Below are 25,834 nucleotides of genomic sequence, written 5' to 3'. Positions count from 1 at the left end.
AATGAGCACTCTCCTTATGTGTAGATTTAGTTACTATTTAGCGGAAAATTAAAAGTAAATAAATAGTTGCAATGCCTATAGAAAGTAACATTAAAGGAAAACCTGTTTTGAAATATTTACCAAAAGTTATTTTGTAACCATTTTTTTCACCAATATTAGCAAGTACTACGTTAGCTGAAGCACCAATGAGTGTACCATTTCCTCCTAGACAAGCACCTAAAGAAATAGCCCACCATAATGGTGTGATATCAATACCTTGAGCACCCATTGTTAGGACAAGTGGAATAAGGGTTGCCACAAAAGGAATGTTATCAAGGAATGAAGAAACAATAGCAGAAAGCCAAAGAAGTACAATCATAGTCATAGTAGTACGACCAGCGGTAAGTTCAATTAATGTATTCGCAAGAGCATGGATGATACCAACTTGTTCTAAACCACCTACAAGAACAAAAAGGCTGACAAAAAAGGCAATTGTGGCCCATTCAATACTACCAATAATTTCTTCCACATCTTGTTTACCTATGAGTAAAAGGACAACCGCACCAGTAAGTGCAACTGTACTAGACTCCATATGAAAACTTTGGTGTGTGATAAAACCAATGAGTATAAATGCCATAACTACTAAGCTCTTGATTAATAAAGTTTTATCTTTAATGGTCTTTTTCTCATCTAAAGAAAGAATCTCAGTCTTATGTTTATCATCTACAATAAGATGGTTGCGGTATAAAAAGTATAAGATAGTAAGTGTAACAATTAAAATCACAACTGCAATAGGGGCAGTATGTGTTAAAAAGTCATTAAAACCTAAACCAGCAGCACTACCAATCATAATGTTAGGAGGATCACCAATAAGTGTTGCAGTGCCACCAATATTAGAAGCTAGAATTTCCGTTATAAGAAAAGGAATAGGGTTGAGTTCTAGAATCTGTGTGATAACTAAAGTCATAGGTCCAATAAGAAGAACTGTTGTGACATTATCAAGTGTTGCAGATAAAAAGGCCGTAATAAGAGCAAAGCTTAAGAGGATTTTCCAAGCATCTCCCTTGGCTTTTTTTGCTGTAAAAATGGCAATATACTCAAATAATCCTGAGTTTTTTACCACTGAAACAACAAGCATCATTCCTATTAATACACCAATTGTATTAAAGTCAATATATCCAATAATTTTATCATGTGGAATGATCTTAAAGAGAACCATAATGATTGCCCCACCCATAGCAGCTACAGTACGGTCAATTTTTTCTGTCATAATAAAGAACATGACCACAAGAAAGATAAGGATTGCAAAAATTTGGGTCGAATTCATGATGTAGCATCCTTTCAAGTTGAAAAATTTCAGTCAATTTAATTGCATGATATTCATAATATGCCTCATATTAGGTGAAAAACATTCATATTAGTGAAAAGCAAAAAGAGGAAGTTATGTTATCTATATAAGTTGGATAAATAAAGAAAAAATAATTAGATATGAGAAATTAAGATTAAAATTATAAGTGTATAAAAATAAATAAATAATGATTGAGTAAGTTATGTTGATTTAGTGATTAAGTTAGTTAAAATATAATATTTATAAGTATGAATGAATAAAGAGAAATATTAATAAATATACAATGAAAATTATAAAAATTAAAATATTTTATTGACAGTAGTGAAACGGGATGGTACTATTATTAAAAATACAGAATAAATAGGGCTGTGATCAGGATATAGTGTGTAGTTTGCTACCTTTAGAGAGTCGTCGGTAGGTGAAAGACGATGGAGTAACTAGAGACTCTCACCTGTGAGCTGTGAACTGAATGATTAAGTAGGGGAACCGGGTGCCTTCCGTTAACAAGGATTTAAGGGCCATACTATTAAAGTATGTGAATGAGAGTGGTACCGCGGAGTTAAGCTTCGTCTCTTTTCTATATGAGAAAAGAGACGGGGCTTTTTTATTTATTCTGTTTTAATCTGATAAAGGGAGTGAGTAAAATGAATGGATTAACGATGATGATTATTGCAATTGTTGTACTTGGGGGGGCATATCTTTTATACGGAAGGTATCTTGCAAAATCATGGGGGATAGATCCTAAGGCCAAAACACCAGCATATGAAATGAATGATGGAGTGGATTATGTACCAGCAGATACAGGTGTTGTATTTGGACATCAATTTGCATCTATAGCAGGAGCTGGACCCATTAATGGTCCGATACAAGCGGCTATTTTTGGTTGGGTACCTGTATTGTTGTGGATTTTAATAGGGGGTGTATTCTTTGGAGCTGTGCAAGATTTTGCAGCCATGTATGCTTCAGTCAAAAATAAAGGACGTACCATAGGATATATTATTGAGTTATACATAGGTAAGACAGGAAAGAGACTTTTCTTATTATTTACATGGTTGTTTTCTATTTTGGTAATTGCAGCATTTGCAGATGTTGTGGCTAAAACTTTTAATGGATTTAGTACTGAAGGGACTACAATAGAAGCAAATGGAGCTGTTGCTATGACAAGTATTCTTTTTATTATGGCAGCAGTAGCATTGGGGATGTTTTTGAAGTATGGCAAGCAAAGTACAACGGTTAATACAATCGTTGCCCTTGTATTACTTGTAGGATGTATTGTAGTAGGATTAACTGTACCAGTATATTGTACAACAGGATTTTGGCATATTTTAGTTTTTATCTATATTGCTATTGCTTCTATTGTTCCTGTATGGGCACTTTTGCAACCACGAGATTATCTTAATAGTTTCCTACTTGTAGCTATGATAGGGGCTGCAGTAATAGGAGTTATTTTATTTAATCCAGAAATTCATCTTAATGCATTTAATGGTTGGGTTATTGATGGTAATAGTATGTTTCCTTATTTATTTGTAACCATTGCTTGTGGGGCAGTATCAGGGTTTCATGCTCTTGTATCTTCAGGAACAGCGTCAAAACAAATTAAAAATGAGAAAGATATGTTACCTGTATCTTTTGGAGCAATGCTTATGGAATCAATGTTAGCTATTATTGCACTGATTGCAGTTGGATTCTTAGCAACTGATGGTGCAGTGCCAACAGATATGACACAACCACAAATTTTTGCAGGAGCAGTTGCTACATTTTTAAGTAAACTTATGATACCAGAGCATATATCAAGAACGATTATTACACTTGCGGTTTCAGCTTTTGCACTTACTTCATTAGATAGTGTGGCACGTGTAGGACGTTTAGCATTCCAAGAGTTCTTCCTTGATTCAACGGTAGATGATGAAAAAATGAATCCTTTTCTTAAGGTTGTAACAAATAAATATTTTGCAACAGCCGCTACACTTATTGTGGCATATGCATTAGCAAAGGTAGGGTATGCATCTATTTGGCCACTTTTTGGTTCAGCGAATCAGTTACTTTCTGCATTAGCTCTCATTGCTTGTGCAGTATTTCTCAAAAAGACTAACCGCAAAGGATTTATGCTTTGGGGGCCAATGGTGGCTATGTTGGGCGTAACATTAACAGCGCTTACATTAACAATCTACGGAAAAGGAATGGCATTAATTGATGGAGTATCTCAAACTATAGGAGGAGATATACTTCAGCTTGCTTTTGCAATTGCACTTTTTATATTAGGCATTATTGTTGCTATTCAAGGATTTAATAAGCTTTTTGAAAAAGAAGTTTCTACAGACCATACAACGTTAGTGGAATAAATATAAAGATTAAGCGCCAATTATTTGATTGACGCTTAATCTTAGTTTAATTTTGAGGTTAATATAAAATTTATTTGTAAGATATTTGTATAAGAATAGATAACTTTGCCTAACCTAATCTATAGCTGAATAAAATTTAGGAGGCAGAAAATAAGATGAAAAAAAGAACAGTAAAAAAAGCTACAAAAATGATTAAGCAATTTCCTTTTAAGAAGCCAGAACATGTTAAAAAAAATAATCATATAGCATGGTGGTTAGTAGGGACAGCAGTAGGAGCAGCGGCTATTGCAACCATAAGTATGAAGAATAAACCACAATGTAAAAAAGGTGTTGCACAAGTAGCACCTCTTAAACACTTACCTTATGAATATACGGATAGACAAGTTTACTTTGTAGGGGGAGGTTTAGGAAGCTTAGCAGGAGCCGCATATCTTATAAGAGATTGTGGTTTTAAAGGAGAAAATATTCATATTATAGAGGGTATGCATATTTTAGGCGGAAGTAATGACGGAGCAGGTGATGTGAGTCAAGGGTTTGTATGCCGTGGTGGACGTATGCTTAATGAGGAAACCTATGAAAACTTCTGGGAACTTTTCTCTTCAATTCCATCTTTAGATATGCCAGGAATGAGCGTAACAGAAGAAATACTTAACTTTGACCATCTTCATCCAACACATGCCCAAGCTAGATTAATAGATAAAAATGGACATATTTTAGATGTTAAAAGTATGGGATTTAATCAAGCAGATCGTTTGGCACTTGGTAAATTAATGATTACACCAGAGGAAAAATTAGATGATATGACTATTGAACAATGGTTTAGTCATACACCTCATTTCTTCACAACTAACTTCTGGTATATGTGGCAAACAACCTTCGCATTCCAAAAATGGTCAAGTTTATTTGAGTTCAAACGTTATATGGAACGTATGATTTTTGAATTCTCACGCATAGAAACTTTAGAAGGGGTAACAAGAACACCATATAACCAATATGAATCAGTGATTCTTCCTCTTAAAGCGTATCTAGATCACTACGGTGTTGACTTTAGTATTAATGCAACGGTTACAGATATTGATTTCGCTGAGGGAGATACTATTACAGCTAATGCTATTCATATCGAAGATGAAGAAGGAGAAAAGGTGATAACTCTTAAATCTACAGATATATGTATTATGACCAATGGTTGTATGACAGATAATGCAAGACTTGGTGATTTCAATACACCAGCAACGTATGATCCAGAAAAACCAATATCAGGTGAACTATGGGCAAAAGTTGCAAGAAAGAAACCAGGCTTATTAGGAAATCCAGAACCTTTCTTTAATTATCCAGAAGAAACAAATTGGGAAAGCTTCACTGTGACTTGTAAAGGGAATAAGCTTCTTAAGAAAATAGAGCAATTCTCAGGTAATGTTCCAGGTAGTGGAGCACTCATGACATTCAAAGATTCTAATTGGCTTATGAGTATTGTAGTAGCAGCTCAACCTCACTTTAAAGGTCAACCACTAGATACAACTATTTTCTGGGGATATGGGCTTTATACAGATCAAATAGGAGACTATGTGAAAAAGCCAATGAGAGAATGTACCGGTAAAGAAATTCTTATAGAACTTCTACATCATTTACATTTTGAAGATGAGCAAGATGAAATTCTCGATACGGTTGTTAATGTTATTCCATGTATGATGCCATACATTGTTTCACAATTCCAACCAAGAAAAATGACAGATAGACCACATGTTGTACCAGAAGGTTCAACAAACTTTGCGATGATTAGTCAATTTGTAGAGATACCAGAGGATATGGTCTTTACAGAAGAATATTCAGTAAGAGCAGCACGTATGGCTGTTTATACATTACTTAATATAACTAATCAACAAATTTGTCCTGTAACCCCATACAAAAAAGATCCTAAAGTATTAAAAGAAGCATTAAAAACTTCATATAGATAATCAAAAAGGAGGTGACTGGTCACCTCCTTAAAATATGTATAAAAAACTATTTATTGCGTACGCTATAGACAGATTGTTGGATTTCAGTTAATGAGGCATTGCCATAGATTCTAATTAGTAGTTCAATTTGCTTTAAGACTTCACGAATATTTCCCGATACACTCATGATTAAACTCTCCTTTAAACTTAATGTTAAAGACATTATACTACAAAAAGAACAAATGTTCTATAGTTTTTTTAGACAATAAATGATAAATTTCTGTTATAATAAACGTAGAGTATAAATAAAGGAGTAAATAATGATTACATTAAAACAACTTAAAGAAGAAATTCTAACCTATGATATTATTAACTTTGATGCAGAAGGAAATCCTATCGAATGCGTAGAAGTTACGTTAGCAGATCGTGTAATAGATGTTTATATGGATACAAGAGAAGTGAATATTGGAATTTTAGCAAGAAAAATTTTAGAACAAGGTCTTTATGAAAAATAAGAATACTTGACAAATAGGTATAAATGTTTTATATTAGAGAAGTAATGAATATGTATTTTATAAACTTCACATATGAACAGAGATTATAGAAGGCTTTGTCAATGAAAGTTATAATCTTTGTTGATGTGTGAAGTTTTTATTTTACGGTCAAATTTATATTAGGAGGTACTCATAATGAACAAGGGTACAGTTAAATGGTTTAATGCAGAAAAAGGTTTTGGTTTCATCGCTAGAGAAGAAGGAGATGACGTATTCGTACATTTCTCAGCTATCCAAGGTGATGGTTTCAAAACTCTTGAAGAAGGTCAAGCTGTAAGCTTCGATATTACTCAAGGACCACGTGGCGCTCAAGCTGAAAACGTAACTAAACTATAATTAATAGTTAATCAGAGGTAGAACTTTTAGTTCTACCTTTTTTATATTATAAAAACCTTTATTTAATCTACATACGTTGTATAAATAAAGATGATATGTTAGAATAGCTGATAATATTGACGAAAGATTAGATAACCAAAAGAGGTGAAACAATGAATTTTATATTTAGCCTTATTCAAGGGATATTGGGCTTTGGAGTAAGTGTGATCTCTTTTATATTCACATTGCTAGTAGCTTTGATTGCAGCGGGGATTGCAGTGTATAAAAGAAGAAATCCACTTTTATGGGGAATCGTTGCATTCTTTTTCCCATGGATTATTTTCATCCTACCATTTATTCCGCAGAAGTATCCAAAGTTTCCTGGTGATTTGAGAAATAACCCAGCATTTAGAGGGAAAAACCCTGTGATAGCATCTATTATGGCACTTTCTGCAATTGTAGCTAAAACAGATGGTAGTATTACAAAGGAAGAAGTTAAAACAATTAAAGATTTTGTTACCAAGTATTTTAACATAGAGCGTGAAAGATTAAATGAGTATGCAGATGCATTTACTTATGGTAAAGATCATCCAGAAGAATATCAAGTATTTGCAAGAATGATTCGTGACTACTATAATAGTAGAGACATGAGTTTGCTTGTTTCTTATCTGCTTGTATCCCTTACAATGCAAGACGGGAAAGAAATGAGTGACAAACAAGATGAGCAGATTCGTAAAATCTTAGCTGAACTGGGTATTTCAGAATATGAATATCGCAGTATCAAAGGATCATTTAATGGACAAAGTTATAGTTACTATCAAGGAGGTTTTGGTGGTAATCAAAACTATTATCAAAATGGATATGGGCAAACAGGAGGCTATACAGCAGCAAATTCAGTAGATTTAACTAAGAAATATTGTGAAGTTCTTGGTGTAAGTGAAGATGCGAGTATGTCTGAGATTAAAAAGGCATATCGTAAGCTTGCAAAAGAGTACCATCCAGATAAAATGGCTTCAGAAAGTATGCCAGAGGATTATTTACAATTTGCAAATCAAAAAATTGCTGAAATTAATGAGGCTTATGAATATCTAAAGAAAATAAAAGAAGCATAAAAAAGGAGACATTGTAAAATGTCTCCTTTTTCGACATCTAAATTCACCAAGACTTTACAGAATGATAAAACTTTGATAAAATTTATAGGATGTAATAAATATGTAATAGTTTTAACAAACATAAAATAATTAGACACCAGTAAAGGATAAAAGTAATATGAAAGCCTTTTTAGAATATATCAAACAAAGTAAACACACTTATAAAGTACTTGCAGGGGTAGGTGTAATTGTTATTACGTTCACACTTGTAGGTATGCAAAATAACTCTTATGCTATTTCAGTAGATGGAAAAGTAGTAGGTGTTGTAAAAACTAAAGAAGAAGCAAAGACAGCCTATGAAGCTGTCGTATCTGAAGTAAAGAATCAAGAAGGTGTAGATATTGCTGTAAAAGAAATGATCACTGTGGAACATGTTAATAGTAAAAAAGCTGAGATACAAACATTAGACGATTTGACTAAAGTATTAAAGGATAGTGTTAGTTATGAGGTTGAAGCTTATGAAATACTAGTAGATGGAGAAGTAAGAGCAGTTGTAGCAAATGAAGATATTGCTCAAAATGTTTTAACATATATTGCAAAAACACATTTACCAGAAGGTTCAGAAGTAGAATTAGATATTAGAGAACTTGATGCAGAGGGTAAAGAAGTTATTGAAGAACAGCCAGTAATAAAACAACAGCCAGTAATAAAACAACAGGATGTTAAAGAGGGAGTTTCAGAAGAAACCTCAGAAAAGACAATGCAGGAAATACCAGAAGTAACATCAGAGCAAGTTCCAACGAAGGATACTGAAGCAAGTGGGGAAACAACCACTTCAAGTGAAATGCCTCAAGTAGAAGTAGGCGCTGAGGAGGTAGTTAATCAAACCACAACAGAATCAGTACCACCTCAAACGATTACTAATGAAGCAGGAAATGTAGTAGAGGTGTTAGAAGTTCAAGATGCGCTAAAAGAGCCAGAAAAACAAACTAAAATTCAAGTAGCTAAATTTATAAAAAAGGATCAAGAAGAAGAGGATACTCCAAAAGAAGGTCAAAAAATTCAGCGTGATCTTAAAGTTTTTGATTTTAATGAAGAAGTTATTGTACGTAATACATATGTAGATGCTGAGGAAATAGTAGATGAACAAGAAGCGATAGATATTTTGCTTTCTAATACGGAAGAAGTAGTAGAATATGAAATGAAAGAAGGAGATAATATCTGGGATATTGCTATGGCACATGGTACGACCATGGATCATATCTTAGAAATTAATCCTCAAATTGAAGATGAAACTCGTATGCAAATTGGGGAAATCATTAAGTTAGAAGTGCCAGAACCTATTCTTTCTATTTCAACTACAGAAGAAGCCGTATTTAAAGAACTTATTCCGGCAGATATTGAATATGTAGAATTCTCAGATCTTTATAAAGATGAAACAAAGACTTATCAAGAAGGACATGATGGTCTTAAAGAAATTACGGTTTCTGTTCATAAGGTAAACGGCAAAGAAGTAAGTCGTGACCTTATCAGTGAAAAGGTTTTGAAACAAGCTAAAACAAAAGTTATTGCCTTTGGTACAAAGGAAAAACCAAAACAAGAAACATCTTCGACTACATCTAATAAGGGGAGTGCAGGTTCAGCGGTAAGTGGAAGTAACTCGGGTATGTTTATGCATCCATTAAATGGTGGAGGAAGAATGTCTTCACCATATGGAAGTAGATGGGGAACCTTCCATAGAGCTATTGATATTGCAGCCCCAGCAGGTACACCTATCTATGCAGCAGCATCAGGTGTTGTAACTTATTCAGGATACAATAATGGTGGATTTGGTAAGCTTATTATTATCGATCATCAGAATGGATATGAGACATATTACGCACACTGTAATAGTTTATACGCTCAAGTTGGACAAAAAGTTTCTAAAGGACAAAACATTGCAGGTGTTGGAAGTACAGGTAACTCAACAGGCAACCATGTTCATTTTGAAATTAGAAAAGATGGAACGCCAATTAATCCATACAGCTATATTTACTAATAATAACAAAAGAGCAGTTACACTATTATAAAGTGTAACTGCTCTTTTGTTATTAATGAAGATTAAGCCAAGACTGCACTTTCGGAATACATATGATCCTCTATAATTTGACCTTGATCCATAGATACTATTCGATCTGCAACTTTCTTAGCAAATCCCATATCGTGAGTGATAATAAGCATAGTCATACCTTTTATACTTAAGCTTTTAATAACTTTAGCTACTTCCTCTGTGAGGGTAGGATCAAGAGCAGATGTAGGTTCATCAAAGCACATAAGTTGGGGATTCATGCACAGGGCACGACCGATGGCTACACGTTGTTTTTGACCACCGGAAAGCTCGTAGGGATAGCTATTTGCCTTGTCACTAAGTCCTAGGAAGGCCAGTGTATTTAAAGCCTCTTTGGTTGCTTGCTCTTTGGTTTGACCAAGAACACGAATAGGAGCTTCTATCATGTTTTCAAGAACGGATAAGTGAGGAAAGAGATTATAGTTTTGGAAGACAAGGCCGATATCTTTGCGGATGGATTTAATCTCTTTTTTATTAGCGTAGTGACCTTCTTTAAGTAGATAGTTACCATTTAAAGAGATAGAACCTTCTTGACATTTTTCAAGATAATTAATGCTGCGTAAAAAAGTTGTTTTACCACCACCAGAAGGTCCAACAACAACTAATATTTCACCCTTCTTAATATGGAGATTGACCCCTTTTAGTACTTTAGTTTTGCCGAAGCTTTTATGTAAGTTTTCAATGATTAACATGGAACAACCTCCTTATTGATAATAAGTATATCTTGTTTCGATAATAGCCATAATTTTTGAGAGTACACCGGTAAGAAGTAAATAAACAATTGCAATGATAACAAGTGGTAGTAAAGAAGCATCTCGATTACAAGCAATTTTTCCTACTTTAAGAAGTTCATCTAATCCTAAAATATATACAAGAGCAGTGTCCTTAACAAGGGTTACGATTTCATTCCCTACTGGAGGTAATACTCTTTTAAAAGCTTGTGGAAAGATTATACGAGAAAAAGTTTCTCGAGGAGATAAGCCAAGAACTTCAGCACCTTCATATTGTCCTTTGTCAATAGAAGCAATACCAGCGCGGAAAATTTCTGCAAAGTAAGCAGCGTAGTTTAATGAAAAAGCAACCAGTGCTGCAGGAAATCGATCAAAGGTAATACCAATCATTGGCAAACCAAAGAATACAAATACAATTTGTAAAAGAAGTGGCGTACCACGTAATATTAGGATATAAGCTGATGTTAACTTATTTAAAATTTTAAAATGAGACAAACGTCCAAGGGCAATAACTATGCCTAGAGGGATAGCGAACAAAAGTGTTAATGCAAAAAGTTGTAGTGTAACACCTAAGCCTTCTATAACCTGAGGCATGAGTTTAATTGTATATTCAAAAAGATAAGTAAGTGTATTAATGATGTAAGTCATAATGTCCATGGACGCTCCTCCTTATAGATTAAATTTATTTAGCAACATCACTACCAAACCATTTTGTTGATATTTCTGCAATGGTTCCATCAGCTTTAAGCTCTTCATAAGCTTTGTTAAAGGCTTCTACAGTTTTTGTATCACCTTTACGTATGCCTACACCATATTCTTCAGCTCCAAAGTCTTCATCTAAAATACGGTATTTGTTATCACCTTTCAATGTAATGTAATAACGTACAACAACTTCATCTGCAACAACTGCATCAATACGTTTGCTATCAAGATCCATTAAGGCTTGATTATTGTCTTCGAAAGTAACAGCTTTACCATCTTTAAAGGAAGCATAGAGATCAGATTCTTTTTCCATTGCAGTCACAGCGCTGGATTCGCTTTGTGCACCTACACTTTTACCAGCAAGATCAGCTTTTGATTGGATAGAAGAATCAGCAAGGACAACAATGATTTGTTTATTATCTAGATATGGTGTAGTAAAGTCTACTTTTTCTTTTCTCTCATCTGTGATGGTGTAGCCATTCCAAATAAGATCGATATTACCTGAGTTTAATTCAGCTTCTTTCATAGACCAATCAATAGGCTGAAGTGTTAATTTTTTTCCTAGCTTTTCACCCATGGCTTTAGCAAGATCTATATCATATCCAGTTAATTCACCATTTTGATCTCTAAAGCCTAAAGGGGCAAAAGTATCATCAAGTCCGATTATCCATTCTTCTTTATCAATAGTTGAAGTTGTAGTTGTGTTAGATGTATTGGCTGTAGAACAAGCGGTAAGACTAAATGCAAGTGTACCTAAAGCTGTTAGCGTTACAATTTTTTTAAATAGTTTTTTCATAATGAATCCCCCTAAAAGATTTGATTTGATATAAAATTATATATTAGTTTATTTATGAGTTTATTATAATAACACTTTAATGAATTAAAGTGAAAAAGTCAATAAGAAAAATAAAAAAGGCACTACATTTAATGTAATGCCTTTTTTATTTTTCTTATTTATATTTTTACATGGATCCATTTACCACTGGAGAAACGAATAATGTTAAGGAGTAATCGAAGTGTTTGATCGAGAAGCAATGCAACCCAAGCACCGATAAGCCCGAGACCGAATCCGTAACAGAGGATAAATGTGATAACAGGACGAATCATTAAGATACTAATGAAGGAGGTTCTAGCAACAAACTTAGTATCTCCTGCGCCACGTAAAGAACCCGAAATAATAACTTGTGAAATTTGTAAAGGTGATACAATGGCTACAATGAGCATGATTTGGCCACCAAGAGTGATGATCATATTATCATCAGTAAAGAGTCCTACTAAAGGTTTACCAAAGAGAATATAGATTATAACCAGTAGACTAGAGAAAATAACACCAATACGCTGAGCAGTTTTTCCATAGATTATAGATAAGTCTGCACGTTTGGCACCTAAATTACGTCCAACTAAAGAAGAAGCAGCCATCCCCATGCCATCGCCCACGCTAAAGGTCATATTTAAGATATTCATACAGATTTGATGGGTTGCAAAAGCAACAGTTCCTAAATTAGTAATCATTTTTGTATAAGCTAGGAATCCAATACGCATACAAAGTTGTTCTACCATAGCACTATTACTAATTTTAAAGATTCCTTTTATCGTTACCTTATCTAGTTTCCAACTATCTTTGAAATTAAGTTGAAGTTCCGTTTTAGAATGTAAGATGCCATAAGTTGCAATAATAAAAGCAACAATATTGCCTAGTACTGTAGAGATTCCAGCACCAAGTACACCGAGTTTTGGAAAACCAAAATGACCACCAATGAGTAAGAAGTTAAAGACTAAATTGACTAGGTTAGCAGTAACATTAGTTGTCATAGCAATTTTTGTATTACCAGCACCACGTTGTGCAGCATTAATGTTAAGGCTTAGGGCATTAAATACCATACCTATAACAATCGTTCTAAAATAAAGTATGGCATCTCCTAAAACATCTGGTGCGGCACCCATCCAAGTTAAAATGGGTTTAGCAAAAATAAAGCCAATAGCTGCTAAAATAATAGAGAGTAGGCCGACAACAATAATAGACTGCCTTAAGGTTTTATTAGCACTTACAAAGTCTTCTTCGCCACAACGTCTAGCAACAATGGCTGTAACGCCTACATTTAAAGAGAAAATAATAGCAAGTAAAATAAAAGTAGGCTGTTGAGTAATCCCAACAGCAGCGATTGCACTAGCACCTAGTACCCCAACCATCATAGTATCTATAGCTGATACTAGACTTACTAGCATACGTTCGAGTGCAGAAGGCCATGCAAGGTTTATTGTATTTTGATAAATCTGCTTCGAGGGTGGAATAGTCCCTAGCTTTTGTGAATCTTTAATCATTTTTTGACACGAAAAATAGTCTACAAGTTGCATTGATTAGTCATCTCCCCAATAATTATAATTCCTTTAATCTATTTTATATATAAGTTTCAACTTATTAATATACTATAATTTAAAGAATTTAACAAGAATATAAGAGAAATTAGAGGAAAAAATAGATAAAGTATAAAATAAAATTTACAATATGTTGGAAAATGTAAAATAGCACTGCTGGATTAAATAAAATGTAACATTTACAATATAAAAATTGAAAATAGTAAAAAGTTATTATAAACTATAACACAGTAAAGTATATGGAAGATGAATCAGAAAGGAAGAGAAAAATGACAATTGACTTCTTAGCAGCACCATTAGTAGGTGGACTTATAGGATATATTACAAATGGTATTGCAATTAAAATGCTTTTTAGACCTTTAAAACCTTTGTATATAGGAGGTAAACCGGTACCTTTTACACAGGGACTTATTCCAAAAGAAAGAGACCGTATTGCCAAAAGTGTAGGGGCAGTAGTAGGGACTGAACTTATTGCGCCTGAGACACTTAAAGAGACGCTTTTATCACAAGAAATGTATACTCATTTAGAGCGTGCTCTTGAAGAATGGTTTATAAGTGCAAAGCAATCTAATAAGACGGTAAGAATGTGTTTAAATGAATTAAGTAGTGAAAGAAATATAGAAGAGATAGCCATAAAACTTAAAGATATGACGACACAAAAAGCTTATGGCGCTTTAATGAACTTAGAACTTGAAAAGGTTATGGCTGAACGCGCAGCTGTAGGTCTTAAAGCAAACTTAGGATTTTTAGCACATTTTATGAATGAAAGTGTCATGGAAGGTTTACAAATTAAAATAGAAGAAATGATTTTAGAAATGCTTAATACAGAAGCTGAACAGATGATCCACCAAGTGGTAGATAGTGAGGGCGAAAAGTGCTTAGACTACCCTATTTGTGAATTAGCGTCTCAAATTGAAAGTCATGTACCTAAAATTAAGTATTCATTAATGAAGCAATATACTCATATTATAGAAAGTCAATTATCTAGATGGTTAGAAACACTTGATATTAGTAAAATTGTAGAAGATAAAATTAAAAGTTTAGATTTACTTGATTTAGAAAAGATGCTTCTAGATCTTATGCGCAAAGAGCTTAGAGCCATTGTTTGGCTAGGGGCAGTGCTTGGGATGATAATGGGGCTTGTGATGAACTTTATTTAGGGTGTAAACTAATAAGGAATATATAAAGTGAATATACTGTTAGAGGTGCTACTTGTAGCTTAATAGGGAAACAGCTGAAATTGCTGTACGGTCCCGCCGCTGTGATGAGGAGAACTTATTCATACCACTTTCGATAGAGGGGAAGGGAGTAAGTTTGATGAATCTAAGTCAGAAGACCTGCCTACTAATAAAACACCATAACTCTACGAGTGATAGGGGGTGTATGCAAGAACATAGCTAGAAAATCTAGGTATGTATTTTTGGCGTACACATCTCCTACTCATAAAGTGGGAGATTTTTTATTATAAGGAAACTCTATTTTCTAAGATATAAGAACTAAAGGAGAAATTCTTTTGCATATTAAGGAGGTGATAAAGTGGAATCCTATATGGTTAAAGGGCAAGATGTACTACGACTAGGATATACAACAGGAAGTTGTGCAACTGCTGCTGCAAAGGCAGCGACATGGATGTTATTAAAAGGTGAACCAATAGAACAAGTTAAAATCTATACGCCAAAGGGCATAGAACTTTTGTTAGATATACATGATGTGCTAGTAACTCATAAATATGTAAGTTGTGCAGTTGTAAAAGATGGTGGAGATGACCCAGATGTTACCCATGGAATGAAAATATATGTACAAGTATCAAAAAGATTAGAAGAAGGTATTTACATAGATGGTGGAGAGGGGATAGGACGTGTCACTAAGGTAGGGCTTAAATGTCAGGTAGGTGAAGCAGCGATCAACCCTGTACCTAAGCAAATGATTAGACAAGAGGTTGAAGCTGTATGTAAGGATGTTGGTTATATGGAAGGTCTTGAGATTATTGTGTTTGCTCCAGAAGGTGAAAAAATAGCAAAGAAGACATTTAATCCAAGACTTGGGATAGTAGGAGGTATTTCAATACTTGGGACCAGTGGCATAGTAGAACCTATGAGTGAGAAAGCTTTGATAGACACAATCTATACAGAGTTAGAGATGAAGGCTGCAAGTCATGTGAAGCAACTCTTAATTTGCCCAGGGAACTATGGCCGGGACTTTGCAAAAGAGCAGTTAGGATTAGATTTAGAACAAGGCATTAAATATAGCAACTATTTAGGTGAGACTCTAGACCATATTGTGTACTTAGGATTTGAAAAGGTATTGCTTGTTGGACATATTGGTAAGCTTGTAAAGGTTGCAGCAGGTGTAATGAATACCCACTCTAAGTATGCAGATGCTAGGTTTGAAGTACTAGCAAGTCATGCGGCTATGGAAGGTGTTCCTAAAGAAATTATTTGCAAAGTAATGGAATGTGTAACAACAGATGGTGCATTAAGTATTCTAAAAGAGCAGCCTTGTTATAAAAAAGTTATAGCAAGTATCCTTAATAAAATTCAGCGTCATATAAATTTTAGGGTTAAAGATAAAGTACAAGTAGAAATAATTCTTTTTGGAGAAGAAGGTATTCTTGCAAAAACTAAAGAAGTGCAGAAATCTATTCAGCGATTACAAATGGAGGTTGAAGATGGAGAATAAAGGGAAACTATATGGAGTAGGCGTAGGACCAGGAGATCCGCAATTGATGACTTTTAAAGCAGCAGGGGTGATTAAAAAATGTCCGATTATTGCAGTACCTAAATCAGGTGAAAGTGAGCAAATTGCGTTAACCATAGCAAGGCCTTATATAGAGGAGCAGTTTATATTGGACTGCTATATGCCCATGACAAGAGATAAAGAAGCGCTTAATAAAAATCATGAATTAGTAACTAGCAGTATTAGGGAGTATTTAGAAGAGGGAAAGGATGTGGCTTTTTTAACACTAGGTGATCCTACGATTTATTCTACCTATATGTATATTCATCGTCGTATTCAAGCATTAGGCTATAAAACAGAAATTATACCAGGCATATCTTCTATATGCAGTGTAGCTGCAGCATTAAATGATTCTCTTTGTGAGGGAAGTGACTGTTTGCATATTATACCTGCTTCTTATAAGGGAAAAGAAGATTATCTTGATTTAAAGGGTACAAAAGTACTTATGAAAACAGGTAAGTCTATGGAACGATTAAAAGGACATTTAAAAGAAAAAGGCTTATATGAAAAAGCAAAAGCAGTAGAATGTGCCAGTATGCCAAATGAAAAGATTCATAGTAGCTTAGATACGTTAGAAGAAAGTAGTTATTTTTCAGTTGTTGTTATAAAGGAGGATTAAAAAATGATTTATTTTGTAGGTGCAGGACCAGGTGATATAGAGCTAATTACAGTAAAAGGGCAACGTCTTTTAAAAACAGCAGATTTAGTTATTTATGCAGGGTCATTAGTTAATCCAGCATTACTTAATGAATGCAAAGAAGAATGTATCATATTAGATAGTGCAATGATGACTTTAGAAGAAGTGATTAAGGCGATGGTGGAAGAAGAAATGAAAGGAGAAGATAGGGTTGTTGTGAGGTTACATACAGGAGATCCTAGTATCTATGGTGCTATTAGAGAACAAATGGATTTGTTAGATGAAAGAACACTTAAATATGAAGTGGTACCCGGTGTAAGTTCTTTTTGTGGAGCAGCAGCTGCACTTAAAAAGGAATATACTTTACCGAATGTGAGTCAAACCGTAATTTTGACACGAATGGAAGGGCGCACACCAATGCCCCCTAAAGAAGAACTAAGTATGCTTGCAAGTCATCAAGCTACAATGATTATTTTCCTAAGTGTTAGTTTGGCTAAAGAGGTAGAGGAACGTTTAATAAAAGGTGGTTATAGAGAAGACACACCTATTGCCATTGTATATAAAGCAACATGGCCAGAAGAAAAAATTTATAAAGGTGAATTGAACCAATTAAGTCATATTATTGCAGAAAATCATATTACTAAAACAGCTTTAATTGTAGTAGGCGATTTTCTAGGAGATACTTATGAGCGTTCTAAACTTTATGATCCAGGTTTTACACATATGTTTAGAGAGGCGATCAAGTGAAAATAGGGATTATTTCTTTTACGAGTAAAGGCGCTTGTATTAATAGAAAGTTAAGTAGCCTATTTCAGGTTAAAGGGGTTCATCTTTCTAAATTTAAAGAAGAAGGTCTTGATAATATAGAAAGCTCTTTGAATGAGTGGACGAAAGAGCAGTTTCAAGTATGTGAAGCGCTTGTTTTCATAGGGGCGACAGGGATTGCAGTAAGAGCCATTGCACCTTTTATTATTAATAAAGCTGTTGACCCAGCAGTGCTTGTAATTGATGAATTAGGGAAGTATATTATCCCTCTTCTGTCGGGACACTTAGGTGGGGCAAATAAGTTAGCGAGTGAACTGAGTGTATTAATAGGAGGAACGCCTGTTGTGACAACAGCTACAGATTTAGAAAAGTGCTTTGCCATAGATGAATGGGCAAAACGAAATAGTTTAGTGATTAAGAATTTAAAAGTAGCTAAGCATATTTCGGCAGCTTTATTACAAGGTGAAGTAGTTGGATTTATGGCAGATGTATCTATAGAAGGGCATTTGCCTAAGGGCCTCAAATATTACAAAGCTAACCAAATGGAAACAATACAAGGCCCTTTGGGAATATGGATTGGATGGGAAGAAAAAAGACCTTTTCAGGAAACATTGTGGCTTGTACCCCCACTTTTAACTGTTGGAATAGGGTGTAAGAAAGGCACCAGTGAAGCACAAATAGAACGGTTAGTAAAGCAGATTTTAGAGCAATACCATTTACCTATTGAGTCTGTTGGACAAATCGTTTCTATTGATTTAAAGAAGAATGAAGAAGGACTAAATGAATGGGCAAATAGAAATAAAAAGTCTATTCGATTTTTTAGTGCCCTACAGCTGAGTCAAGTAGAAGGTGAATTTACAGCCTCTTCTTTTGTAAAGCAAGTAACAGGTGTTGATAATGTATGTGAAAGGGCAGCAGTATTAGGAAGTTATGGTGGTAAGCTTTTAGTTCCGAAGACATCACTAGATGGTGTTACTATAGCTATAGCTATAGCTATAGAAGGTACCTATAAAGTGCAGTTTGATGAAACTTGTTAAAACTCCCGTCAGGGAATAGAAAGGAAACGTGAAATGATAGGGAAAATATATATTGTAGGTTTAGGACCTGGTGGCATATTTGAGATGACAAATAGAGCAGAAGAAGTACTAGAAGGATGTGACATTATTGTAGGCTATACAGTTTATGTAGATTTAATACGAGAGGATTTTAAAGAAAAGACTTTCTTAGCTACAGGGATGAAACAAGAAGTAGACCGCTGTAAGATAGTTTTAGAAGAAGCACTAAAAGGGAAGAAAGTCGCAATGGTTTGTAGTGGGGATGCAGGTGTATATGGCATGGCTGGTATCGTACATGAAGTTGCAAAAGACCATCCGGAAGTAGAAATTGAAGTGATACCAGGAGTAACAGCTGCATGTAGTGCAGCTGCCGTTTTAGGCGCACCGCTTATCCATGATTTTGTAATGATTAGTTTAAGTGACCTATTAACTTCTTGGGAGACTATAGAAAAACGTATTGCTTTAGCAGCACAGGCAGATTTTGTTATTTGCTTTTATAACCCATCAAGTAGGAAACGTCATGATTATTTAGAAAAAGCTTGTAAGATTATTATGGAATATCAAAGACCAGAGACAGTGGCGGGATATGTGCAGCATATTGGACGTGAAGGGCAAAATATTAAAGTGTGTAGATTAGAAGAAATGGTAAATGCTAAAGTGGATATGTTTACAACTGTAATCATAGGGAATAGTGAAACAAAAGTTATTAATGGCAAGATGGTTACACCACGTGGCTATGAAAAACGTTATGATGTTTAAAAATGTTTTTGTACTAGGAGGAACTACAGAAGCAAGGAAGATAATAAGCTTTGTAAGAAACTATGGCATACAGGTTACAGTAAGTGTGGCAACTACATATGGAGAAGAGCTATTAGAAGAAGAAAAGGATGTTCAAGTTTTACAGCAAAGGTTAGATGAAAGTGGGTTTGAAGCACTCTTTAAAAAACAACAGTATGATTTAGTGATTGATGCAACCCACCCTTATGCAAAAGAAGCTACACAAAATTGTAAGAAAGCTTGTGAAAAATTAGAAATGCCTTATAAACGTATCGTGCGTGAAGAAGTAGAACATAGGATTTTAAGTTTTAGTTCGGTAGAAGAGATTATAAGTTATTTGGAAAATACCCAAGGGAATATTCTGCTTACTACAGGGAGCAAAGATTTACAGGCTTATACAAAGTTAACTCATTTTAAGGAGCGGATTTATATCCGTATGCTTCCCATGGCAAAAAGTATAGATGAGCAACTAGAAAGAGGTTATCTGATGTCTCATCTTATCTGTATGCAAGGGCCTTTCTCTTTAGAGTTGAATAAAGCCATGCTTAATCAGATACAGGCACGTTATATGGTGACAAAAGATTCCGGTACAGTAGGTGGTATGGAGGAAAAGGTAGAAGCGGCTAGGCAACTTGGTGTTACTTTACTTTGTTTAAGGCGTCCAGATGAAGAGGGAGGGATGAATTTGCAACAATTTTATAAATGGTTTGAGGAGGTGAAGCATGGATAAAGTTATTAAAGTGATAGGAATGGGACCAGGGAATAGAAAGTTTTTGACAGGTGAGGCAATGGATGCGGTCAAAAGATGTGATGTTTTGATGGGGCCCAGTAGATTAGTGAATGAAGTAGAGAATTTAAAATCACAGCATGCAGCAAGCTATAGTTGTAATTTGAGTGAGATGAAAATATTTTTAGAGCAATACTTAAGTGATAATGAGATAGAAAAAGAGTCTAGCTTAATAGGTCTGTTAGCATCAGGAGATACAGGATTCTTTAGTATTGCAAGTTGGATCAAAAAAGAATATGGGGCAAAGGTTAAGCTTGAATTTATAACAGGCGTAAGTTCATTACAGTATTTTTGCAGTCGAATTCAAAGACCTTATAGTGATATACATACCATAAGTGTACATGGGCGGGAAAATAAAGTATTAGGAGAGGTACTTACTCATAAAACTTTATTTGTATTAACAGGTGGAAGCTGTAAAGTGCAAGATATTTGTAAGACATTGCAGCAACATGGACTAGGGCATTTGCAAGTGTATATAGGTGAAAACTTATCTTATCCAGAAGAACGTATTTTAGAAGGAACAGCTACGATGTTTGTAAAGGAGTCTTTTAGTGACTTGGCAGTTATATTGATTGAAAATGAACAAGATCATGTTGAGTCTTGTATTACCTACGGTTTATCAGATACAAGTTTTATACGAGGTAAGGTACCGATGACCAAAGAAGAAATTCGAGCCATATGTCTGAGTAAATTACAGTTGAGTCTAGAAGATTGTATTTATGATATAGGGGCAGGGACAGGATCTGTCAGTATTGAAATGGCGAGAATAGCAAAAAAAGGATTTGTCTATGCATTAGAAAAGAAACATGAAGCAATAGAACTTATTTACACCAACCAAAAGCATTTTAGAATTTCTAATATGAAGGTGATAGAAGCAAAGTGTCCTGATGGACTAAGTGATTTGCCGACGCCGGATAAGGTGTTTATTGGAGGAAGTAGTGGAGAACTGAATGCAATACTCCAAATACTTTTAGATAAAAATCCTAAGGTGCAGATTGTACTTACAGCAATTACATTAGAAACGCTACAAGAAGCACTTAGCTGTACAAAACACTTCAATTTAGAATTTAATTGTACACAGGTGACTGTAGCAAATAGTAAACAAATTGGAGATTATAATATGATGATGGGACAAAATCCGATTTTTATTTTAACTTTGAAAGGAAAAGAAGTATATGTCTAAAGCAAGATTAATGATAGCGGGCGTTGGTAGTGGGGCAGGTAAGACAACATTAACATGTGCTGTATTGAAGCATTTTCAAGAAAGGCAATTGAAAACAGTAGCCTTTAAGTGTGGACCGGACTATATAGATCCAATGTTTCATCGTGAGGTTTTGCATACGCCATCTTATAATCTAGATTTATATATGATAGGTGAGCAAAATTGTAACTATCTTTTACAAAAGCATACAAAAGAAGCAGATGTAGCAGTTATAGAAGGTGTGATGGGGTTTTATGATGGTATATCAGATACAACGGAAGGAAGTAGTTATGAACTTGCGTATAAAACACAAACACCAACGGTCATCATTACATCTTGTAAAGGAATGGGCCTTTCAATTGTACCTCTCTTAGAAGGATTCTTAAATTTTAAGGAGAATACCATAAAAGGTGTGATTCTTAATGGCATTACAGAAATGAGCTATAATTATTACAAAGAAATGATAGAAAAGCATACGTCACTAAAAGTATATGGTTATTTGCCACATTTGGAGGAGGTAAGTCTAGAAAGTAGACATTTAGGATTAGTTACAGCAAAAGAAGTAGAAGAACTTGATTTAAAAATACAGACCCTTTATACCCATACAAAAGCAACTATAGATATTGAGGGCCTACTTGAACTCGCAAATGAGGCGAAAGAAATAGAGAGTGAAATACCAGAAGTATTAAGAAAACTAGATTATGAAGATTGTAAGAATAAAATAAGAGTTGCTATTGCAAAGGATAAGGCTTTTTCGTTTTATTATGAAGACAATTTAGAGCTCTTAGAAGAAATGGGCATAGAGCTGATAGCCTTTTCACCACTAGTAGACAAAAAGCTTCCAGAAGGAATCCAAGGCCTTATACTAGGAGGCGGTTATCCAGAAGTTTATGCTAAACAACTGGCTGAAAATATACAAATGAAAGCAGCTATAAAACATGCTATAGAGAATAAATTACCTTGTATTGCTGAATGTGGAGGATTTATGTACTTGCAAGAAAGGTTAACATTTCTGGATAATGAAAGCTATGAAATGGTAGGCGCTCTAAGAGGAGAAAGTCACATGACTAAAAGGTTAATGCGATTTGGATATATACAATTAGAAGCCCAAAAGGATAATTTACTAAGTAAAAAAGGTGGTTGGCTAAGAGCTCATGAGTTTCATTATTCAGATTCTAGTTATAATGGAGAAAGTTTTAAAGCAATTAAAAGTGGTAAGAATATAGTATGGGAGTGTATTGAAGCAAATGAAAGCTTATTTGCAGGTTATCCTCATATTCACTTTTATAGTCATCTCAATATGGCTAAATCCTTTGTTGAAGCATGTAAAAAGTATAAAATAGAGAAAAATACTAAAAAAATGCTTCCTTTTGAGATAGAAAAAGAAAGTTTTCGTATGATAGATGAAATTTTGGGAGAAACTACAATTAATCCCTTGCATGCACCGCTTATTAAGCGTGCGATTCATACAAGTGCTGATTTTGATTACGCAACCAATTTATGTTTTTCTGATCACGTTGTGGAACGTGCCATTCAAGCTCTCAAAAATGGAGCTCACATCGTAACTGATACCCAAATGGCTAAGGCCGGCATTAATAAAACAACTCTTGCAAGTCTTGGAGGCGAAGTGCACTGTTTTGTGGCAGATGAAGATGTAGCAAAGCGTGCCAAAGAAGAAGGTACAACACGATCTGCTATTGCAATAGAAAAAGCAGCAGAGCTTAATTATCCTCTAATATTTGCTGTAGGAAATGCACCAACAGCGCTTATGAAAATTAAAGAACTTATTGAAACAGGGAAACTATCTCCGGAACTTGTTATAGGTGTACCCGTAGGGTTTGTCAATGTAGTAGAATCAAAAGAGCAAATGATGCAAGTAAATGTACCTTATATTGTTGCAAAAGGGCGAAAGGGCGGAAGTAATATTGCGGCAGCATTATGTAACGCACTTCTTTATATGGCTGTAAATAGGCAAATTTAGGAAAAAAGCCCTCTACCAATAATAGGAAGAGGGCTTTTTTGTAGATTTATGATTATAATATAAAATTTGTGTCTAAAATATTGACAAGAGCCTTTAAAAAAGGTATTATTATAAGGTTAAAGGATTTAAGATAAAGTATACTATAAAACATTTATTAAGTCAATAGACATTGTTAAAATATCATCCGAAGGAGCGTACAGAATTTTGAAAGAACAAGTACAAGATCCAAAACTATTGTTTAAAACAAAACTGGAACAGCTTATTGCCTTGGCTAAAGAGAAAAAAGGTGTACTCGAGCAAACAGATATCATGGAAGCATTTATGAACTTAGATGTGGACCCTACAAAAATAGAACAGGTATATGAATATTTAGAAGCTCAAGGTATCGATATTATAGGTAATATGAAAGAAATGGAAGCTGAAGTCGAAGAAGAAATAGATATTACCCTTCCAGATGATATGAGTATAGATGACCCTGTTCGTATGTACTTAAAAGAAATTGGGAAAGTACCACTTCTTTCAAGTGCAGAAGAAATTGCACTTGCTGAGCGTATTGAACAAGGTGATGAAGAAGCAAAGAAAAGATTAGCAGAAGCTAACTTAAGACTTGTTGTAAGTATTGCAAGAAAATATATTGGACGTGGTATGGCACTTCTTGATTTAATCCAAGAAGGAAATCTAGGACTTATCAAAGCTGTAGAGAAATTTGATTACCGTAAAGGATTCAAATTTAGTACTTATGCAACTTGGTGGATTAGACAAGCTATTACTAGGTCAATTGCTGACCAAGCACGTACTATTCGTATTCCAGTGCATATGGTAGAGACAATGAATCGTTTAATGAGAGCATCAAAACAATTACTACAAGAACTTGGTCGTGATCCACAGCCAGAAGAAATTGCAGCATTTATGGACATGCCTATTGAAAAAGTACGTGAAGTTATGAAAATTTCACGTGAACCTGTTTCTCTTGATACACCAATTGGTGAGGAAGAAGATAGTCATTTAGGAGATTTCATTCCAGATGAAGATACACCAGTTCCAATTGAGGCAGCTTCTTTTGCACTTTTAAAAGAGCAGTTAGGCGAAGTACTTGAAACACTTACAGAGAGAGAACAAAAAGTACTTATGCTTAGATTTGGTCTTGAAGATGGACGTGCACGTACCCTTGAAGAAGTTGGTAAAGACTTTAATGTTACAAGAGAACGTATTCGTCAGATCGAAGCAAAAGCACTTAGAAAACTTCGTCATCCGAGCAGAAGTAATAAATTAAAAGATTATTTACAATAAAAATAAGGCTACAATATTCTTTTGAAAGTTGTAGCCTTTTATATTAAAAAAAGACAACTTCATGTAAGTGAAGTTGTCTTTTTTTAATGAGGAATAAGTTCTCTATTATCTTTAAAAAGTGTATTGAAAAGAAGGAATAAAAGTTTATAAACAATATAACCGATTACGAGTGTAGCAACAAATAATTCAATATAGAAAAGTTGATTGAATAAACCTGCAAGACTTGAGTTAATACTTGCTAAATAGTTAGACAAGCGTTGTACGGCTACTGTACCTACTGCTAATGGGAAGGTAAGTGGTGCGAGTCCTGGATGGAAAGGTATTCTAAGGAACTTAGGAATTAATGTATAAACATAGAATGTTGAAACAAGTGCTAATGGAACGAGAATAGCTAAGATAATAGTTGAAGGTGTTTGGGTAGTAGCCATATAACCAGCTAAACATACACTAGCAGGAGCAGCAATGATGGCTAACGTAAGTTTTTTGTCATCAGGAATGTTACCGTGTGTTACAATGCGATAAATTAAGCCAATAAGTGCCATAAGATAGATAAAGAATGCAATATAGAAAAAGTTAGATGCAAAATCATTCATCTGTACACCACCACTTGAAACAGCAGCAACCCCAATACCTACTAATGGTACAAACCAACTTGGAAGTACATTATGCCATGAGAAATTTTTGATTTGTGCAATCATAAATACAACAGCCAGTACTATGAAAATACAGATGCCAATCCACCAAATCCATCTACCAGCTGTAAGATTAACTGTACTAGCAACAAAATTAGAAAATACCATAAGTGTCATACCAATAGTTGGATAGAAACTTCCTGTCATATGATGTTGCATTTCCTCATAACATTTTTTAGGATGTAAGAAGATTTTTAATAGCATAAGAATAACCGCTACAGCAGAAAAAATGTTTGCAAAATATTTAAGCCAATAAGAACCTAAGTCGCCCCATAAGTTACCAAGTGTAATAAAACCAAGAGAAATGCCTGTAATTGCAATAGGAATATTACTAAAATGATGGCGAGTGAGTTTGATTGGAGAAATTAATCTTGTTATCATAAAGTTCACCTCATTAATTATTTCGTTGATAGTGTTAGTATAAGTCGGTTATA

Annotated in this window: 22 protein-coding genes, 1 riboswitch and 1 other annotated feature; of the genes, 16 read left to right on the top strand and 6 right to left on the bottom strand. The window is 34.5% G+C overall.

The genetic code is table 11. From position 1 onward, the window contains the following. Nucleotides 1-37: 37 nt before the first annotated feature. Complete coding sequence (locus BN2390_RS10675) at nucleotides 38-1,306, bottom strand: ArsB/NhaD family transporter (protein ID WP_053984337.1); 1,269 nt, start codon at nucleotides 1,304-1,306, stop codon at nucleotides 38-40. Between the two features lie 380 nt (nucleotides 1,307-1,686). Further along, nucleotides 1,687-1,904 (top strand) — a binding site (T-box leader). A gap of 67 nt (nucleotides 1,905-1,971) precedes the next feature. On the opposite strand from BN2390_RS10675, the gene BN2390_RS10670 reads away from it, so the two are divergent. From BN2390_RS10670 to BN2390_RS10645, 6 genes are all read left to right on the top strand, one after another. After that, nucleotides 1,972-3,669: a carbon starvation CstA family protein gene (locus BN2390_RS10670; protein WP_053984336.1), complete on the top strand. Its 1,698-nt coding sequence runs from the start codon at nucleotides 1,972-1,974 to the stop codon at nucleotides 3,667-3,669. A gap of 155 nt (nucleotides 3,670-3,824) precedes the next feature. Next, a complete protein-coding gene (locus BN2390_RS10665; RefSeq protein ID WP_198524903.1) occupies nucleotides 3,825-5,624 on the top strand; it encodes an oleate hydratase in 1,800 nt (599 codons plus the stop codon). A gap of 299 nt (nucleotides 5,625-5,923) precedes the next feature. Continuing rightward, a complete protein-coding gene (locus tag BN2390_RS10660; RefSeq protein ID WP_053984335.1) occupies nucleotides 5,924-6,118 on the top strand; it encodes a hypothetical protein in 195 nt (64 codons plus the stop codon). 174 nt (nucleotides 6,119-6,292) lie between these two features. Continuing rightward, a complete protein-coding gene (locus BN2390_RS10655) occupies nucleotides 6,293-6,493 on the top strand; it encodes a cold-shock protein (protein WP_053984334.1) in 201 nt (66 codons plus the stop codon). Nucleotides 6,494-6,645: 152 nt separating this feature from the next. Next, nucleotides 6,646-7,584, top strand: coding sequence for a DnaJ domain-containing protein (locus tag BN2390_RS22255; RefSeq protein ID WP_053984333.1), 939 nt, complete (start codon nucleotides 6,646-6,648; stop codon nucleotides 7,582-7,584). 157 nt (nucleotides 7,585-7,741) lie between these two features. Continuing rightward, nucleotides 7,742-9,601, top strand: a complete 1,860-nt coding sequence (locus tag BN2390_RS10645; protein ID WP_053984332.1) for a peptidoglycan DD-metalloendopeptidase family protein — start codon at nucleotides 7,742-7,744, stop codon at nucleotides 9,599-9,601. Nucleotides 9,602-9,663: 62 nt separating this feature from the next. Here BN2390_RS10645 and BN2390_RS10640 read toward each other — a convergent pair whose 3' ends face one another. From BN2390_RS10640 to BN2390_RS10625, 4 genes are all read right to left on the bottom strand, one after another. Further along, complete coding sequence (locus BN2390_RS10640) at nucleotides 9,664-10,362, bottom strand: amino acid ABC transporter ATP-binding protein (RefSeq protein ID WP_053984331.1); 699 nt, start codon at nucleotides 10,360-10,362, stop codon at nucleotides 9,664-9,666. A gap of 12 nt (nucleotides 10,363-10,374) precedes the next feature. After that, complete coding sequence (locus tag BN2390_RS10635) at nucleotides 10,375-11,058, bottom strand: amino acid ABC transporter permease (protein WP_330373746.1); 684 nt, start codon at nucleotides 11,056-11,058, stop codon at nucleotides 10,375-10,377. A 25-nt stretch (nucleotides 11,059-11,083) separates the two neighbouring features. Further along, a complete protein-coding gene (locus BN2390_RS10630; RefSeq protein WP_053984330.1) occupies nucleotides 11,084-11,899 on the bottom strand; it encodes an amino acid ABC transporter substrate-binding protein in 816 nt (271 codons plus the stop codon). Nucleotides 11,900-12,057: 158 nt separating this feature from the next. Continuing rightward, nucleotides 12,058-13,458, bottom strand: coding sequence for an MATE family efflux transporter (locus BN2390_RS10625; RefSeq protein WP_053984329.1), 1,401 nt, complete (start codon nucleotides 13,456-13,458; stop codon nucleotides 12,058-12,060). 260 nt (nucleotides 13,459-13,718) lie between these two features. On the opposite strand from BN2390_RS10625, the gene BN2390_RS10620 reads away from it, so the two are divergent. From BN2390_RS10620 to rpoD, 10 genes are all read left to right on the top strand, one after another. Further along, a complete protein-coding gene (locus BN2390_RS10620) occupies nucleotides 13,719-14,639 on the top strand; it encodes a DUF445 domain-containing protein (protein WP_082238742.1) in 921 nt (306 codons plus the stop codon). Nucleotides 14,640-14,665: 26 nt separating this feature from the next. Next, a riboswitch (cobalamin riboswitch) is annotated at nucleotides 14,666-14,839 on the top strand. 176 nt (nucleotides 14,840-15,015) lie between these two features. Then, a complete protein-coding gene (gene cbiD, locus BN2390_RS10615) occupies nucleotides 15,016-16,158 on the top strand; it encodes a cobalt-precorrin-5B (C(1))-methyltransferase CbiD (RefSeq protein ID WP_242847662.1) in 1,143 nt (380 codons plus the stop codon). Beyond that, nucleotides 16,148-16,834: a precorrin-2 C(20)-methyltransferase gene (gene cobI / locus BN2390_RS10610; RefSeq protein WP_053984327.1), complete on the top strand. Its 687-nt coding sequence runs from the start codon at nucleotides 16,148-16,150 to the stop codon at nucleotides 16,832-16,834. Before cbiD ends, cobI begins: the two co-directional genes overlap by 11 nt. Before the next feature lie 3 nt (nucleotides 16,835-16,837). Beyond that, nucleotides 16,838-17,599, top strand: coding sequence for a precorrin-4 C(11)-methyltransferase (cobM, locus tag BN2390_RS10605; RefSeq protein WP_053984326.1), 762 nt, complete (start codon nucleotides 16,838-16,840; stop codon nucleotides 17,597-17,599). Continuing rightward, the gene (locus tag BN2390_RS10600) at nucleotides 17,596-18,654 is read left to right on the top strand and encodes a cobalt-precorrin 5A hydrolase (RefSeq protein ID WP_053984325.1); all 1,059 of its coding nucleotides are present in this window, start codon (nucleotides 17,596-17,598) and stop codon (nucleotides 18,652-18,654) included. Before cobM ends, BN2390_RS10600 begins: the two co-directional genes overlap by 4 nt. A gap of 36 nt (nucleotides 18,655-18,690) precedes the next feature. Next, a complete protein-coding gene (cobJ, locus tag BN2390_RS10595) occupies nucleotides 18,691-19,431 on the top strand; it encodes a precorrin-3B C(17)-methyltransferase (RefSeq protein WP_053986304.1) in 741 nt (246 codons plus the stop codon). Beyond that, nucleotides 19,409-20,179 carry a precorrin-6A reductase gene (cobK, locus tag BN2390_RS10590; RefSeq protein ID WP_198524902.1) on the top strand — a complete coding sequence of 257 codons (771 nt, stop codon included), beginning with the start codon at nucleotides 19,409-19,411 and terminating at the stop codon, nucleotides 20,177-20,179. The genes cobJ and cobK overlap by 23 nt, the downstream gene beginning before the upstream one ends. Then, entirely contained in the window at nucleotides 20,172-21,419 is a 1,248-nt protein-coding gene (gene cbiE / locus BN2390_RS10585; RefSeq protein ID WP_053984323.1) for a precorrin-6y C5,15-methyltransferase (decarboxylating) subunit CbiE, read from the top strand. The genes cobK and cbiE overlap by 8 nt, the downstream gene beginning before the upstream one ends. Next, the gene (locus tag BN2390_RS10580; RefSeq protein ID WP_082238738.1) at nucleotides 21,412-23,418 is read left to right on the top strand and encodes a cobyrinic acid a,c-diamide synthase CobB; all 2,007 of its coding nucleotides are present in this window, start codon (nucleotides 21,412-21,414) and stop codon (nucleotides 23,416-23,418) included. The genes cbiE and BN2390_RS10580 overlap by 8 nt, the downstream gene beginning before the upstream one ends. Before the next feature lie 204 nt (nucleotides 23,419-23,622). Then, a complete protein-coding gene (gene rpoD / locus BN2390_RS10575; RefSeq protein WP_053984322.1) occupies nucleotides 23,623-24,708 on the top strand; it encodes an RNA polymerase sigma factor RpoD in 1,086 nt (361 codons plus the stop codon). Between the two features lie 83 nt (nucleotides 24,709-24,791). Here the strand turns inward: rpoD and BN2390_RS10570 are convergent, their stop codons facing one another. Next, on the bottom strand, nucleotides 24,792-25,781 hold the full coding sequence (locus tag BN2390_RS10570) for a TDT family transporter (RefSeq protein WP_053984321.1): 990 nt from the start codon (nucleotides 25,779-25,781) through the stop codon (nucleotides 24,792-24,794). Between the last annotated feature and the right edge of the window lie 53 nt (nucleotides 25,782-25,834).

This window comes from Niameybacter massiliensis (assembly GCF_001282685.1).
Taxonomy (GTDB): domain Bacteria; phylum Bacillota; class Clostridia; order Lachnospirales; family Cellulosilyticaceae; genus Holtiella; species Holtiella tumoricola.
This window is presented reverse-complemented; position numbering and strand designations above follow the sequence as displayed.

Excerpts from the sequence above, each read along its gene's own strand:
- BN2390_RS10665 (WP_198524903.1), top strand. The coding sequence starts at position 3,825 with ATGAAAAAAAGAACAGTAAAAAAAGCTACAAAAATGATTAAGCAATTT.
- BN2390_RS22255 (WP_053984333.1), top strand. The coding sequence starts at position 6,646 with ATGAATTTTATATTTAGCCTTATTCAAGGGATATTGGGCTTTGGAGTA.
- BN2390_RS10630 (WP_053984330.1), bottom strand. The coding sequence starts at position 11,899 with ATGAAAAAACTATTTAAAAAAATTGTAACGCTAACAGCTTTAGGTACA.
- BN2390_RS10570 (WP_053984321.1), bottom strand. The coding sequence starts at position 25,781 with ATGATAACAAGATTAATTTCTCCAATCAAACTCACTCGCCATCATTTT.
- BN2390_RS10640 (WP_053984331.1), bottom strand. The coding sequence starts at position 10,362 with ATGTTAATCATTGAAAACTTACATAAAAGCTTCGGCAAAACTAAAGTA.
- cbiE (WP_053984323.1), top strand. The coding sequence starts at position 20,172 with ATGGATAAAGTTATTAAAGTGATAGGAATGGGACCAGGGAATAGAAAG.
- BN2390_RS10580 (WP_082238738.1), top strand. The coding sequence starts at position 21,412 with ATGTCTAAAGCAAGATTAATGATAGCGGGCGTTGGTAGTGGGGCAGGT.
- BN2390_RS10655 (WP_053984334.1), top strand. The coding sequence starts at position 6,293 with ATGAACAAGGGTACAGTTAAATGGTTTAATGCAGAAAAAGGTTTTGGT.
- cobI (WP_053984327.1), top strand. The coding sequence starts at position 16,148 with ATGGAGAATAAAGGGAAACTATATGGAGTAGGCGTAGGACCAGGAGAT.
- BN2390_RS10625 (WP_053984329.1), bottom strand. The coding sequence starts at position 13,458 with ATGCAACTTGTAGACTATTTTTCGTGTCAAAAAATGATTAAAGATTCA.
- BN2390_RS10675 (WP_053984337.1), bottom strand. The coding sequence starts at position 1,306 with ATGAATTCGACCCAAATTTTTGCAATCCTTATCTTTCTTGTGGTCATG.
- BN2390_RS10635 (WP_330373746.1), bottom strand. The coding sequence starts at position 11,058 with ATGGACATTATGACTTACATCATTAATACACTTACTTATCTTTTTGAA.
- BN2390_RS10620 (WP_082238742.1), top strand. The coding sequence starts at position 13,719 with ATGGAAGATGAATCAGAAAGGAAGAGAAAAATGACAATTGACTTCTTA.
- BN2390_RS10645 (WP_053984332.1), top strand. The coding sequence starts at position 7,742 with ATGAAAGCCTTTTTAGAATATATCAAACAAAGTAAACACACTTATAAA.
- cobM (WP_053984326.1), top strand. The coding sequence starts at position 16,838 with ATGATTTATTTTGTAGGTGCAGGACCAGGTGATATAGAGCTAATTACA.
- cobK (WP_198524902.1), top strand. The coding sequence starts at position 19,409 with ATGAAAAACGTTATGATGTTTAAAAATGTTTTTGTACTAGGAGGAACT.
- BN2390_RS10670 (WP_053984336.1), top strand. The coding sequence starts at position 1,972 with ATGAATGGATTAACGATGATGATTATTGCAATTGTTGTACTTGGGGGG.
- BN2390_RS10660 (WP_053984335.1), top strand. The coding sequence starts at position 5,924 with ATGATTACATTAAAACAACTTAAAGAAGAAATTCTAACCTATGATATT.